The sequence below is a fragment of the Streptomyces coelicoflavus genome (genome assembly GCF_003112555.1).
Classification (GTDB): Bacteria; Actinomycetota; Actinomycetes; order Streptomycetales; family Streptomycetaceae; genus Streptomyces; species Streptomyces coelicoflavus.
The window spans coordinates 119,367-133,018 of the sequence record NZ_BEWB01000003.1 but is presented as its reverse complement, the minus strand read 5'-3'; the positions used below and the strand labels follow the sequence as shown (position 1 = coordinate 133,018).

Annotated in this window: 12 protein-coding genes and 1 pseudogene; 9 read left to right on the top strand and 4 right to left on the bottom strand. The window is 73.8% G+C overall.

All coding sequences use genetic code 11. From position 1 onward, the window contains the following. Positions 1–4 precede the first annotated feature (4 nt). Positions 5–538: a YbhB/YbcL family Raf kinase inhibitor-like protein gene (locus tag Sco07f_RS05720; protein ID WP_108987159.1), complete on the bottom strand. Its 534-nt coding sequence runs from the start codon at positions 536–538 to the stop codon at positions 5–7. 134 nt (positions 539–672) lie between these two features. Between Sco07f_RS05720 and Sco07f_RS05715 the strand changes: the two genes are divergently transcribed. The 7 genes and pseudogenes from Sco07f_RS05715 (at position 673) to Sco07f_RS05685 (ending at position 9,936) form a co-directional block, all read left to right on the top strand. After that, positions 673–1,356 (top strand): GntR family transcriptional regulator, encoded by a 684-nt coding sequence (locus tag Sco07f_RS05715; RefSeq protein ID WP_007451392.1) that lies wholly within the window; start codon positions 673–675, stop codon positions 1,354–1,356. Positions 1,357–1,501: 145 nt separating this feature from the next. Further along, positions 1,502–2,239 (top strand): response regulator transcription factor, encoded by a 738-nt coding sequence (locus Sco07f_RS05710; RefSeq protein ID WP_167468032.1) that lies wholly within the window; start codon positions 1,502–1,504, stop codon positions 2,237–2,239. Further along, a complete protein-coding gene (locus Sco07f_RS05705) occupies positions 2,236–3,786 on the top strand; it encodes a sensor histidine kinase (RefSeq protein WP_108987157.1) in 1,551 nt (516 codons plus the stop codon). Before Sco07f_RS05710 ends, Sco07f_RS05705 begins: the two co-directional genes overlap by 4 nt. A 14-nt stretch (positions 3,787–3,800) precedes the next feature. Further along, positions 3,801–5,195: a bifunctional glycosyltransferase family 2/GtrA family protein gene (locus tag Sco07f_RS05700; RefSeq protein ID WP_108987156.1), complete on the top strand. Its 1,395-nt coding sequence runs from the start codon at positions 3,801–3,803 to the stop codon at positions 5,193–5,195. Then, the gene (locus tag Sco07f_RS05695) at positions 5,192–7,432 is read left to right on the top strand and encodes an ArnT family glycosyltransferase (RefSeq protein ID WP_108987155.1); all 2,241 of its coding nucleotides are present in this window, start codon (positions 5,192–5,194) and stop codon (positions 7,430–7,432) included. The genes Sco07f_RS05700 and Sco07f_RS05695 overlap by 4 nt, the downstream gene beginning before the upstream one ends. A 61-nt stretch (positions 7,433–7,493) precedes the next feature. After that, positions 7,494–9,033: pseudogene (locus Sco07f_RS05690) on the top strand (MFS transporter). A gap of 144 nt (positions 9,034–9,177) precedes the next feature. Continuing rightward, entirely contained in the window at positions 9,178–9,936 is a 759-nt protein-coding gene (locus tag Sco07f_RS05685) for a TetR/AcrR family transcriptional regulator (protein ID WP_007451354.1), read from the top strand. A gap of 60 nt (positions 9,937–9,996) precedes the next feature. Here the strand turns inward: Sco07f_RS05685 and Sco07f_RS05680 are convergent, their stop codons facing one another. Both Sco07f_RS05680 and Sco07f_RS05675 read right to left on the bottom strand, forming a co-directional pair. Then, entirely contained in the window at positions 9,997–10,467 is a 471-nt protein-coding gene (locus Sco07f_RS05680) for a PPOX class F420-dependent oxidoreductase (protein WP_007451368.1), read from the bottom strand. Between the two features lie 124 nt (positions 10,468–10,591). After that, the gene (locus Sco07f_RS05675; RefSeq protein ID WP_108987154.1) at positions 10,592–10,969 is read right to left on the bottom strand and encodes an STAS domain-containing protein; all 378 of its coding nucleotides are present in this window, start codon (positions 10,967–10,969) and stop codon (positions 10,592–10,594) included. Between the two features lie 228 nt (positions 10,970–11,197). Here Sco07f_RS05675 and Sco07f_RS05670 point away from each other — a divergent pair, with 228 nt between their 5' ends. Both Sco07f_RS05670 and Sco07f_RS05665 read left to right on the top strand, forming a co-directional pair. Then, entirely contained in the window at positions 11,198–11,983 is a 786-nt protein-coding gene (locus Sco07f_RS05670; RefSeq protein ID WP_167468031.1) for an ANTAR domain-containing protein, read from the top strand. Between the two features lie 18 nt (positions 11,984–12,001). Next, a complete protein-coding gene (locus Sco07f_RS05665) occupies positions 12,002–12,763 on the top strand; it encodes a GAF and ANTAR domain-containing protein (protein WP_108987152.1) in 762 nt (253 codons plus the stop codon). Here Sco07f_RS05665 and Sco07f_RS05660 read toward each other — a convergent pair. After that, complete coding sequence (locus tag Sco07f_RS05660) at positions 12,746–13,567, bottom strand: YceI family protein (RefSeq protein WP_108987151.1); 822 nt, start codon at positions 13,565–13,567, stop codon at positions 12,746–12,748. The genes Sco07f_RS05665 and Sco07f_RS05660 overlap by 18 nt on opposite strands. Positions 13,568–13,652: the final 85 nt, after the last annotated feature.

Here is a 13,652-nt window from a genome sequence, read left to right as displayed (position 1 = left end):
TGCGTCAGGCGGGGGTCTCGGCGGTGGCGGTCAGGACCGCGCGGCCGAGGACGTGCCCGGCCATGGTGAAGCCGAGGACGGCCGGGGTGGCGTCGGCCGGGACGCCGATGGATTCGACGTCCAGGGCGTGCACCACCACGAAGTAGCGGTGCGGGCCGTGCCCGGCCGGCGGGGCGGCGCCGATGTAGCGGGCTACTCGGGCGTCGTTGGGGAGCTGGAAGGCGCCCTCGGGCAGACCCGCTCCGGTGTCGTCGCCGGCGCCCTCGGGCAGCTCCGTGACGGCGGCGGGGATGTCGGCGACCGCCCAGTGCCAGAACCCGGACCCGGTGGGGGCGTCGGGGTCGTAGACGGTGACGGCGTAGCTCCGGGTGCCCTCCGGCGCGCCGCTCCACGACAGCTGGGGGGAGAGGTCCTTGCCGCCGGGGACGCCGGACGAGCACTGCTCGGGTGCCCAGGCGGCGCCGTCGGTGACGGTGGTGCTGGTGAGGGTGAAGGAGGGCACCTCGGGGAGGCGGGCGAACGGGTCGTTGGCGCTCATCGCGTCGTTCCTTTCGAGCGGGACGGCCCTGGGGGCGGGCCGTGCCGTGTCGTGGGCGGCCGTTCGCTACCGGCCGCTGCAATCGACCATAACACCGATAATCGATTATTCAAGGGATCGTCTATGCTGCCTCCATGACTCAGACCGGCCCCACCCCGTCCCCGCCGCCGGGAAAGCGGATGCTCTCCGAGCAGGTCTACGCCCAGCTGCGGGACGCGATCATGCGCGGCGAGCACGCCCCCGGCGCCGCCCTCAAGCCGCAGGACCTCGCCAAGGAGCGGGGCGTGAGCCTGGCCGTGGTGCGCGAGGCGCTCGTACGGGTGGTCGGCGACGGGCTCGCCGAACGGCTGCCCAACCGCGGCTTCGCCGTCCCCGCCCACTCGGACCGCCGCTGGCAGGAGATCGCGGAGGCCCGCCGCACCGTCGAACCGGTGCTGCTGCGCATGTCCGTCGAGCGGGGCGACGTCGACTGGGAGGCCCGGGTGCGCGCCGCCCACCACCGGCTGTCCCGCACGCCCGTGTACGTGCCCGAGGAGGGCGAGTACTACAGCGAGGCGTGGTCCGAGGCGCACCGGCTCTTCCACCGCGCCCTGATGGAGGGCTGCGGCAACCCCGTGCTGCTGGAGACCTTCGACCGGCTGTGGACGGCGAGCGAACTGGCCCGCCGCTGGTCGACGCACCGCAATCCCGGCCGGGACGGCGTCGAGGAGCACCGCAGGCTGGAGGAGGCGGCGCTGGCCCGCGACGCCGACACCGCGGCCGAGGTACTGGTCCGGCACCTCACCCTCACGGCGGAGGGGCTGACCGCGGACGCCTGAGGGGCGGCACCGGAGGCGCGGCACCGGGGGCACTGGGGGGCGGCACCGGAGGGCGCGGCACCTGAGGGGCGGCCCCGAGGGTTTCTCAGAGAAATCACAGGTTGGGGAAAGGACCCTCTCAGAGCGCCCCGACAGGCTGTCCGCCATGACCACGACCTCGCCCCAGGGGCACACCGAACTGCTCAGGCCGGACGGGAGCCCCGTCCGGGTGCTTGTAGTGGACGACGAGCAGTCCATCACCGAGCTGCTGTCCATGGCCCTGCGCTACGAGGGCTGGCAGATCCGCAGCGCGGGCGACGGCCTCGGCGCCGTGCGGACCGCGCGCGACTTCCGGCCCGACGCCGTCGTACTGGACATGATGCTGCCCGACATGGACGGCCTGAGCGTGCTGGGGCGGCTGCGCCGCGACCTGCCGGACGTGCCGGTGCTGTTCCTGACCGCCAAGGACGCGGTCGAGGACCGGATCGCCGGACTGACCGCGGGCGGGGACGACTACGTCACCAAGCCGTTCAGCCTGGAGGAGGTCGTCGCCCGGCTGCGCGGACTGATCCGGCGTTCCGGCGCCGCCGACCGGCGCTCCGACTCCGTCCTGGTCGTCGGCGACCTCACCCTCGACGAGGACAGCCACGAGGTCACCCGGGGCGGCGACGGCATCCACCTCACCGCCACCGAGTTCGAACTGCTGCGCTTCCTGATGCGCAATCCGCGGCGGGTGCTGAGCAAGGCGCAGATCCTGGACCGCGTGTGGTCGTACGACTTCGGCGGGCAGGCCAACGTCGTGGAGCTGTACATCTCCTACCTGCGGCGGAAGATCGACGCCGGGCGCGAACCGATGATCCACACCCGGCGCGGCGCCGGGTACCTCATCAAGCCCGCGGCATGACCCGGTGGCGACGACCGCGGCCGCGGACCCTGCGGACGCGGCTCGTCGTCGCCTCCGTGGCGCTGATCGCGGTGGTGTGCGCGGTGATCGGCACGGTGACGACCCTGGCGCTGCGCTCCCACCTGTACGAGCAGCTGGACCGGCAGGTGGGCGAGGTCGCGCGGCGGGTGTCCGGAATCGGGCCGCCCGGCGATCCGGGGCCCGGCGGCGTGGGCCCGCAGCGAACGGACCTCGACGGGTTCGTCACGCACGGCGGCCCCCAGCCGCGCGACACGATCGTCGCCGAGACACAGGGCGGCGAGGTCGTCGAGGCCAAGTACGGCCTGAAGGACGACGAGAGCACGTACCCGAGCAGGACGACGCCGGTCTCCCTCGACGGGACCCAGCGCACCGCGCTCGCCTCCGTCCCCCGGGACGGCGAACCGCACACCGTCGAGATCCCCAACCTCGGTGACTACCGCGTCGAGTACCACGACGGCTACTACGCCGCCCTGCCCACCTCCGACGTCGACGACACCATCGGCACCCTGGTCCTCGTGGAGGCCAGCGTCACCGCCGCCGGTCTGGTCGCCGCCTCCCTCGCCGGGACCGTCATCGTCGGCGTCGCCACCCGCCCCCTGCGCCGGGTCGCCGCCACCGCCGGCCGGGTCTCCGAACTGCCCCTGCACGCGGGCGAGGTGAACCTCGACGAACGGGTCCCGGAGTCCGAGTGCGACCCGCACACCGAGGTCGGCCGGGTCGGCTCCGCGCTCAACCGCATGCTGGACCACGTCCACGGGGCACTGCACGCCCGCCAGCGGAGCGAGACGCGGGTCCGGCAGTTCGTCGCCGACGCCAGCCACGAACTGCGCACCCCCCTCGCCTCCATCCGCGGCTACGCCGAACTCACCCGCCGGGGAGGCGAACGGGTCGGCCCCGACACCCGGCACGCGCTGGGCCGCATCGAGTCCGAGGCCGGCCGCATGACCCTGCTGGTCGAGGACCTGCTGCTGCTCGCCCGCCTGGACGCCGGGCGGCCGCTGGAGTTCGGCCGGACCGACCTCGTACCGCTCGTCGTGGACAGCGTCAGCGACGCCCGCGCGGCCGGCCTCGACCACACCTGGCGGCTCGACCTGCCCGACGAGCCGGCCCCGGTGGCGGCGGACCCCGCCCGGCTCCAGCAGGTGCTGGTCAACCTGCTCGGCAACGCCCGCAACCACACCCCGCCGGGCACCACCGTCACCGCACGCGTGCGGCGCGGCGGGGAGTGGCTGTGCGTGGACGTCGAGGACGACGGGCCCGGCATCCCGGCCGGGTTGCTGCCGCACGTCTTCGAACGGTTCGCCCGCGGCGACTCCGCGCGCTCCCGCGCGACCGGTTCGACGGGCCTGGGGCTCGCCATCGTGCAGGCCGTGACGGCCGCGCACGGCGGCGGCGTGACCGTCGACAGCGCCCCGGGGCGGACGGTCTTCACCGTGTACCTGCCCGCGGTTCACGACCGGCCGGACGCGCCGGTGCACTCACAGGCACGGCACAGTCCCAGCACACGGGTACGACAGGGGAGTTGAGAAGTGTCGGTCCCATGCGAACCGACTCTTCTCCCGGCTCCCTGCCGGCGCGGGAGCACCTCCCGGCCGCGGCAGCCGGGACGCCTGTCCTGGACGTGGTGATCCCCGTCTACAACGAGGAGAAGGACCTGGGACCGTGCGTCCTGAGACTGCACGAGCACCTCTCCCGTACGTTCCCCTACGCCTTCCGCATCACGGTCGCCGACAACGCCTCCACGGACGGCACCCCGCAGGCCGCGGCCCGGCTGGCGGCCGACCTCGCGGCGGTCCGGTCGGTCCGGCTGGAGCAGAAGGGGCGCGGCCGGGCCCTCGGGGCCGTCTGGTCGGCCTCGGACGCCCCGGTCCTGGCCTACATGGACGTCGACCTCTCCACCGACCTGAACGCGCTGCTGCCGCTGGTGGCGCCGCTGATCTCGGGCCACTCGGACCTCGCGATCGGCTCCCGGCTCGCCCGCAGTTCGCGGGTGGTGCGCGGCGCCAAGCGGGAGTTCATCTCCCGCGGCTACAACCTCATCCTGCGCGGCTCCCTCCAGGCCCGCTTCTCCGACGCCCAGTGCGGTTTCAAGGCGATCCGCAGGGACGTGGCCCGGGTGCTGCTGCCGCTGGTGGAGGACACCGGCTGGTTCTTCGACACCGAGATGCTGGTGCTCGCCGAGCGCGCCGGGTGCCGGATCCACGAGGTGCCGGTCGACTGGGTCGACGACCCGGACTCGACCGTGCAACTCGTGCGGACGGCGACCGACGACCTCAAGGGCGTGTGGCGGGTCGGCAGGGCACTCGCCACCGGTTCGCTGCCGCTGGACCGGCTGGTCCGCCCCTTCGGCGACGACCCGCGCGACCGCGACCTGACCGGCGTGCCGCAGGGGCTGGCCCGGCAGCTCGTCGGCTTCTGCGTCGTCGGCGCCCTGTCCACCCTGTTCTACCTCGTCCTCTACAGCGGCTTCCGCCACTTCGCCGGCTCCCAGTCCGCCAACGCGCTCGCCCTGCTGGTCTCGGCGGTCGCCAACACCGCCGCCAACCGGAGGCTCACCTTCGGGGTACGGGGCCGGGGCGGCGCCGTGCGGCACCAGGCGCAGGGCCTGGTGGTCTTCGGCATCGGCCTCGCGCTGACCAGCGGTTCGCTCGCCGCCCTGAGCGCGGCGACGGCCGACCCGGACCACTCCACCGAGCTGGCGGTGCTGATCGCCGCCAACCTCGCCGCCACCGTGCTGCGCTTCCTGCTCTTCCGCGCCTGGGTCTTCCCGGACACGGCCCCTACGGCCCCCGCGGTTCCTACGGCCCCCGCGGCTCCTACGGCCCCTGCGGCTCCTACGGACTCCACGGCTCCTACGGCCGCCACGGCTCCTACAGACTCCACGGCCCCCGTGCCCGTACGCCCCGCCGGCACCGACCCGAGGAACGCCCGATGACGACGCACCACGACCCGCTCGCGCGCATGCGCACCGACCGCACGCCCACGCCCGCCGACGAGGACGGAGGGCCGCCGTCCGGGCCGCCGTCCGGGGTGCCGTCCGCCCACCGCCGGAGCCGGCGGCCCGGGTTCGGCCGGCTGTGGCGCGGCCGCCCCGAGGACCCTCGCTGGGTGCGCCCCGCCTTCCTCGGCCTCCTGCTGGCCACCGCCGTCCTCTACCTCTACAACCTGAGCGCCTCCGGCTACGCCAACTCCTTCTACTCGGCGGCCGTGCAGGCGGGCAGCCAGTCCTGGAAGGCGTTCTTCTTCGGCTCGCTGGACGCGGGCAACGCCATCACCGTCGACAAACCCCCGGCCGCGCTGTGGCCGATGGCGATGGCGGTGCGGATGTTCGGCCTCTCCTCCTGGTCGGTCCTCGTCCCCGAGGTGCTGATGGGGGTGGCCACCGTCGCCGTCGTGTACGCGGCCGTGCGCCGCCGGTTCGGCCCCGCGGCCGGGCTGATCGCGGGTGCCGTCCTCGCGCTCACGCCCGTCGCCGCGCTGATGTTCCGCTTCAACAACCCGGACGCGCTCCTCGCCCTGCTGATGTCCGTCGCCTGCTACCTCGTCGTACGGGCGCTGGAGGACGGCCGGACCAGGTGGCTGGTGTGGGCGGGCGCCGCGATCGGCCTCGCGTTCCTGGCGAAGACCCTCCAGGCCTTCCTGATCCTGCCCGCGCTCGCCCTCGTCTACGGCGTCTGCGCCCCGGTCCGGCTCGGAAAACGCCTCGGGCAGCTCGCGCTGGCGACCGCCGCGATCGTCGTCTCCGGTGGCTGGTGGGTCGCGGTCGTGGAGCTGTGGCCGGCGTCGTCCCGGCCGTACATCGGCGGCTCGCAGCACAACAGCTTCCTGGAGCTGACCTTCGGCTACAACGGCCTCGGCCGCCTCAACGGCGAGGAGACCGGCAGCGTCGGCGGCGGGGGCGGTCCCGGCGGCGGGAGCGGCGGGCAGTGGGGCGAGACCGGCTGGGACCGGATGTTCAACTCCGAGATCGGCGGCCAGATCTCCTGGCTGCTCCCGGCCGCCCTGATCCTCCTCGTCGCGGGCCTGGTCGCCACGCGCCTCGCCGGCCGCACGGACACGGTGCGCGGGTCCTTCCTGGTCTGGGGCGGGTCGCTGCTGATGACCGCGGCCGTCTTCAGCTACATGGCCGGCATCTTCCACCAGTACTACACGGTGGCCCTCGCGCCGTACCTGGCGGCGGTCGTCGGCATGGGCGCGGCGACGCTGTGGGAGCGGCGGGAACGTATCTGGGCGTCGCTCGCCCTCGCCGCCGCCGTCACGGCGAGCGCGGCCTGGGGCTACGTCCTGCTCGACCGCACGCCCGACTACCTGCCCTGGCTGAAGGTGCCGGTCCTGGCCGGCGGCCTGGTCGCCGCGCTCGGGCTGGTCTTCGCCGGCCGGCTGGGCCGGCGGACCGCCCTCGCGGCGGCGGGCCTCGGCCTCGTGGCGTCGCTGGCCGCGCCCACCGCGTACACGCTGAGCACCCTGCGGGAGGGGCACAGCGGCTCCATCGTCACGGCCGGCCCGTCCGGCGCGAGCATGCGGGGCGGCGGTCCCGGCGGCGGCGGTGGGGACGGCGGCCCCGGGGGCGGCGGCTTCCCGGGCGGCGGGAACGCGCCCGGTCAGGGCCAGGGGCAGAACCAGGGGCAGGGCGGCCCCGGCGGCTTCCCCGGTGGCGGCACCGCCCCGGGCGCCGGAGGCACCGGCCAGAACGGCCAGACGCCCAACGGTCAGACGCCCAACGGCCAGAACCGCCAGAACGGCGGTCCGGCCGGCGGCCCGTCCGGCGAAGGCGGCCGCATGGGCGCGGGCGGCGGCGGCATGGGCGGCCTGCTCAACGGCGCCGAGGTCGGCGACGAGGCGAAGAAGCTGCTGGAGACCGACGCCGACGCCTACACCTGGGTTGCCGCCTCGGTCGGCTCCCAGAACGCCGCGAGCTACCAGCTCGGCACCGGCGACCCGGTGATGGCGATCGGCGGCTTCAACGGCACCGACCCGTCGCCGACGCCGGCCCAGTTCAAGAAGTACGTGGCTGACGGCCGGATCCACTACTTCATCGGTGGCGGCGCGGGGGGTGGCATGGGCGGCGACTCCGGTACCGCGTCCCGGATCACCTCGTGGGTCGAGGCCAATTTCAAGGAGGTGACGGTCGGCTCGGCCACCTTCTACGACCTGACGTCGCCGACGGCCTGACCGCCGTCCCGGACGCGAAACCGTTGTACAGCGTATAGGAGTCTCCTATACGCTGTACAGCATGACGACGTCGCCCCAGGAATCCGCCAAGGACCGGGAACGGGAACCCGCGCCCCCGGTCCAGGGCCACCCGCAGCGCTGGCTGATCCTCGGTGTCATCAGCCTCGCCCAGCTGACGGTGGTCCTGGACAACACCGTGCTGAACGTGGCCATCCCCTCGCTCACCGACGAGCTGGGCGCGGCCACCTCGGACATCCAGTGGATGATCAACGCCTACTCGCTCGTCCAGTCCGGCCTGCTGCTCACCGCCGGCAGCGCGGCCGACCTCCCCCACGCCTTAAGGGCGCGGGGGGACCCCCATCGGCCGCAGGAAGATGCTGGCCACCGGCCTCGCCCTGTTCGGCGTCGGCTCACTGGCGGCCGGACTCGCGGACACCACCGGCCAGTTGATCGCGGCGCGGGCCGGCATGGGCGTCGGCGGTGCCCTGCTGCTGACCACCACGCTCGCCGTGGTCATGCAGATCTTCGCGCCCGCCGAGCACGCGAAGGCGATCGGTGTCTGGAGCGCGGTCAGCGCGCTCGGCTTCGCCTGCGGGCCGCTGATCGGCGACTTCGTCCTCGACCACTTCTGGTGGGGAGCGATCTTCCTGATCAACCTGCCGGTGGTGGCCCTCGGGCTGGTCGCCGTCGTGACCCTGGTCCCGGAGTCGAAGAACCGGCAGGGCGACCGCCCCGACCTGCTCGGCGCCGTCCTGTCCACGATCGGCATGGCCGCACTGGTCTACGCGATCATCTCCGGCCCCGAGTACGGCTGGACGTCGGGCCGGGTCCTGGCCACGGCCGCCGTAGCCGTCGGAGTACTCGCCCTCTTCGCCCACTGGGAGAGCCGCGTCCCGTACCCGATGCTCGACCTCACCTTCTTCCGCGACCAGCGGTTCACCGGCGCGGTGGCCGGTCTCGTGCTGATCACCTTCGGGATGGGCGGGGCGCTGTTCCTGCTCACCCAGCACCTCCAGTTCGTCCTCGGGTACGGCCCGCTGGAGGCCGGGCTGCGGACCGCGCCGCTGGCGCTGACGGTGGTGCTGCTGAACTTCTCCGGCGTGGCGGCGAAGTGGCTGGCCAGGCTCGGCACGCCGGTGGCGGTGCTGCTCAGCATGGTGCTGATGTCGGCGGGCCTGGTGGCCGTCGCGACGCTGACCGGGCAGGGATACGCGGGCACCCTGCTGGGGCTGCTGCTGATCGGTGTGGGGTGCGCGCTCGGCAACCCGGCGATGGCCCACGCGCTGATGAGCGCGATCCCGCCGGCCAAAGCAGGGGTCGGCGCCGGGGTCAACGGCACGCTGGCGGAGTTCGGCAACGGCCTGGGCGTGGCCGTGCTGGGCGCGGTGCTGACCTCTCGGTTCGCGGCGCTGACGCCCGTCGCGGCGGCGTCGCTCCCTGCGGCGCTGGCCTCGGCACGGGGGGAGGGGGAGCGGGGGCGGGTCCTCGACGCGTTCTCCTCCGGCGTGGAGAGCAGCCAGTTGGTGGGGGCGGTGGCGGTGTTGCTGGGCGGTGCGGTGGCGGCGGTGTTGCTGCGGAGGGCGGAGCGAGTCGGCGCCTGAGAGCCCGGACGGCGGCGAAGACGTGCGGCTGCGGCGCCGTTGTGGCTGGTCGCGCCCGCGCGGCGGAGCCGCTTGCGGTCACGCCCCGTGCCCCTGAGCGGGCGCCTAGCATGACCCGTGAGGGTGAGAGCGAGGTAGGTGCGCATGGCGAAGGCAGGGCGGCAGGGGCCACGGGCCAGTGTGTGGCTGAACGGGGAGGGACGGCGCAGCGGGCGGCGCGCGGCACAGCCCTCCGGGCTCGACCGGGACCGGATCATCCGGGTCACCGTCCGGCTGCTGGACGCCGAGGGACTGGCGGGGTTCTCCATGCGCCGCCTGGCCGCCGAGCTGAACGTCACCGCGATGTCCGTCTACTGGTACGTCGACACCAAGGACGAGCTGCTCGAACTCGCCCTGGACGCCGTGTTCGGCGAGCTGCGCCACCCCGACCCGGACGCCGGTCTCGACTGGCGCGAGGAGCTGCGCGCCCTGGCCCGGGAGAACCGGGCGCTGCTGGGGCGCCACCCCTGGTCGTCCCCGCTGGTCGGCACCTACCTCAACATCGGGCCGCACTCGCTGGCCTTCTCCCGGTCGGTGCAGAACGTCGTGCGCCGCAGCGGACTGCCCGCGTACCGCCTGACCGGCGCCATCGCCGCCGTCTTCCAGTTCGTCTACGGCTACGGCACCATCGAGGGCCGCTTCCTCGCGCGGGTGGCGGACACCGGGCTGAGCCCGGACGAGTACTTCCAGGACTCCATGAGCGCGGTGACCGAGATGCCGGACACCGGGGGCGTCATCGAGGACGCCCGGGACATCATGGCGGCCCGGGGCGGCGACACCGTCGCGGAGATGCTGGACCGGGACTTCGAGTTTGCCCTCGACCTGCTCGTCGCGGGCATCGACGCGATGGTGGAACGGGGCTGACCCGGAGCCGGCCGCCCACGGGGCCGGCGATTCCCGGCCACCCCCGGGCCGGGGCCGCCCTCAGTCGTCCGCCGCCAGCCGGGCCGGGAAGCCGCCCGTCGCCACCGGTCCCCACTTCTGCGGGGTCACCCGGATGATGGACTTGCCCTGCTTGACCATGGCCTGCCGGTACTCGTCCCAGTCGGGGTGCTCGCCGGAGATGTTGCGGAAGTACTCCACGAGCGGCTCCACGGACTCCGGGGAGTCGACGACCTCGGCGGTGCCGTCGATCTGGACCCACGGGCCGTTCCACTCGTCGCTGAGCACGATGAGGCTGACCCGGGCGTCGCGGCGCGCGTTGCGGGTCTTGGCCCGTTCGGGGTACGTCGAGACGACGATCCGGCCGGAGTCGTCGACCCCGCAGGTCAGCGGTGACCCCTGGGGGCTGCCGTCGGCCCGCCGGGTCAGCAGGATCGCCCGGTGCCGGGGGCGTACGAAGTCCAGCAACTCGTCCAGGGAAACGCGGGTGTTCGTCGCGATGCTCGGTGCCATGCCGCCAGCCTAGGGCTGCCGTCTGGATCCTGCCGCGGTCGCGGGGCCTGGCACGCCGTCGCCCCCGCTCGGCTCAGCCGCAAGGCGCCGTTGCCTGGAGCCGGCCCGATCGGGACGGCACCCCCTAGGCCGCCGTCCCGCTCTCCGCGTGCAGTGCCTCCGCGAGGTTGTCGTGCACCGGCACGTCGCGGCGCAGGCCGGAGAGTTCCAGGACGCGGCTCGCCACGCCCGGGGCGGCCACCACGCGCAGCAGGGTGCGGTCGGGCAGGCGGCAGCGTACGGCGGCGATCAGGCGGACGCCCTGGGAGTCCATGAAACGGGTGCCGGACAGGTCCAGGACGAGCAGGCGCAGTGCGTCGGAGCGCTGCTCCACGGCGGTCATGATCAGGGGCAGCAGTCCCGAGGCGTTGCAGAAGTCGATCTCGCTGGGCATCGCGAGCACGGCACAGCCCGGTGGCTCACAGGGCTCGTACGGCTCACGGGACTGAGGATGGAAGGTCACAGCACTCACCTGACAGACGTCCGTCGGGCTTCCGGCCGGGCCGCTTCCTGACCCGGTCCCATTCCACCACGCCGGGCCGCGGCGCGAAAGGTTCCCGGTCGCCCGCCGGCCCGGTCCGTCGGCCGAGCGTCACCGGCACGCAACCAAGCAGCTAAAGTGCTGTTCGTCCTGTGCTCGCAGTCGGGAATGTGCTGCGGAGCTCTCCTGCGCACGGCCGTGAGGCCGCGCATGCCGAAGAGGTTCGTGGTGGCTGCGTCCGAATTTACTGATTTGCCGCGTTTTCCGGTGGGCTTCGAGCTGGCCGACGCCCTGACGGCGGCGGCCCGGGACCTGCACGGGACGAACAGCCCCGGCGACACCCTGCACACCGCCGTCCACCTGGCCGTACGCCTGCTGCCCGACGCCGAGCACGCGGGCATCGCGGAGATCCAGCGGGGCGGCCGGCTGCGCACCCTCGCCTGGACCGACGAGACCGTACGGTTCGCCGCCGAGCCCCGGCAGGGCGGCCAGGGCGGCCAGGGCGTTCAGGGCGTTCAGGGCGGCCACACCCCGCACCCGGACTGGGAGCGCCTGTGGACGACGCCCGTGGTGCACACGGACGACAGCGAGGCCGACGGCGGCGGCAACGCCCTGTCCGGGATCGGCCTGCGCTCGGCGCTGTCCCTGCGGCTGCGCGCCGACCGGCGCCGGCTGACCGTACTGACGGCGTACGCCCGCAAGCCGCAGGCCTTCGACGAGGACGCCGCCCGCATCGGGCGGCTGTTCACCGCGCACGTCTCCCTCGCCCTGGACTCGGCGACCGTGCGCGAGCAGCTCACCGAGGCGATGCGGACCCGGGACCTGATCGGCCAGGCCACCGGCATCCTGATGGAGCGTCTGGACATCGACGCGGCCGGGGCCTTCGAGTCGCTGGTGAAGGCCTCCCAGCGGGAGAACGTGAAACTGCGCGACCTGGCCCGCCGCATCGTCGACGCCCATTCCGCCCCGGGCGGCCGAGGCGTGACCGAGCGCTGACGGGACATCCGTACGGTCATGACCCCTCGGACCCCCGACACGGCCACGGCCGTCGACACAGCCGCGGACACGGCCCCGGCCACGGACGCGGCCGCGAAGACCCTTGATCACGCCATCGCGCGCGCCCAGGGCCTGGACACCCTGCTGCGCGACCTGACCGACCGGGCGGTCCAGCAGGTGCCGGGCGCCGACGCCTGCTCGGTCACCGTGCGCCGGGCCGACCGGCTGATGACGCTGGCGGGCAGTACCGGCCTGCCCCGCGGCCTGGACCTGCGCCAGTACGAGAACGGCTCGGGGCCCTGCGTGGACGCCGCCGAGTCGGGCGACGCGCAGTACTCCGCGGACCTGGCCGCCGAGGACCGCTGGCCCCCGTACACCGAGTACGCGCTGGCCACCGGCGTGCGCTGCGTGCTGGCGCTGCCGCTGGCCGTCGAGGGGGAGACGGGCGCCGCGCTCAACCTCTACGGCCTCGAGCCCGATTCGCTGGCCCATGGGCTGGACGCGGCCCGCGCCTTCGCGGAGCGGGCCGCCGACGCGGTGAACGAGGCCCTGCGCGTCGAGCGGAAGCGGGCCTCCGCGGCCGACGTGCGCACCGCCCTGCTCTCCCGCAGCGTCATAGACCAGGCGGTCGGCATGCTCATGGCCCGGGAGCGCATCGACGCCCACCGGGCCATGGAGCGGCTGCGCCGCGTCTCACAGGACCGGAACGTCAAGCTCCGGGACCTGTGCGCCCAGGTGGTGGCCCGGGCGTCCGGCGGTGCCTCACACGGCCGGAAGTGACTCCCCCTGGACCGCCTGGACGTCCAGCTCGACCCTGAGGGTGGTGCCGATGGCGGCGATGCCTGCCTGGACGATCTGGTTGTAGTTCATGGCGAAGTCCTCGCGGTGCAGCTCCGTCGTCGCGCGGAAGGCCGCCCGGGTGCCGCCCCAGGGGTCGGCGCCGGTGCCGAGGTAGGCCAGGTCCAGGCCGACCTCGCGGACGACCCCGTGCAGAGCCAGCTCGCCGCGGACGGTCCAGCGGTCCGGGCCGGCCTCGCTCACGCCGGTGGAGCGGTAGGTGATCTCCGGGAACCGCTCGACGTCCAGGAAGTCCGGCGAGCGCAGGTGGGTGTCGCGCATGCCGTTGCCCGTGTCGATGGAGGCCGCCTTGATCACCGCCTCCACCCGGGACTTGGTGACGTCGTCCGGCGCGATCTCGACGGTGGCGGCGAAGTCGGTGAACCGGCCGCGCACGCTGGAGATGCCGAGGTGCTGGGCGACGGCGGCCACGCTGGAGTGTGCCGGGTCGACCGTCCACGGCCCCGGCGGCGGCAGCTCCGTGCCGCCCTGGCGGGCCAGCGTCACGGTGCCGACCTCGGCCCGGCCGCTCGCGGTGACGATCGCGCTGGAGGCGGCCGGCGCGTAACCGACCGCGGTGACGATCACGGTGTACGCCCCCGGCGTCAACGGGGTGGTGTCCCGCACGGCCCCCTCGGTGTCCGCCTCGGCGCGCAGTACCTGGACGCCGGTCATGTCGGTCACCGTGACGACCGCGTGCGACACGGCCCATCCGTCCCGCGTTCGGATCCTCGCGGTCAGTCCCATCCCGTTTTCTCCCTGCAAAGGCTCAGAAAGTGGTCGTAAAGAAACCGGCCCGTGGTGGGCGGGCGCACCTCCGCTCAGAGCGCGC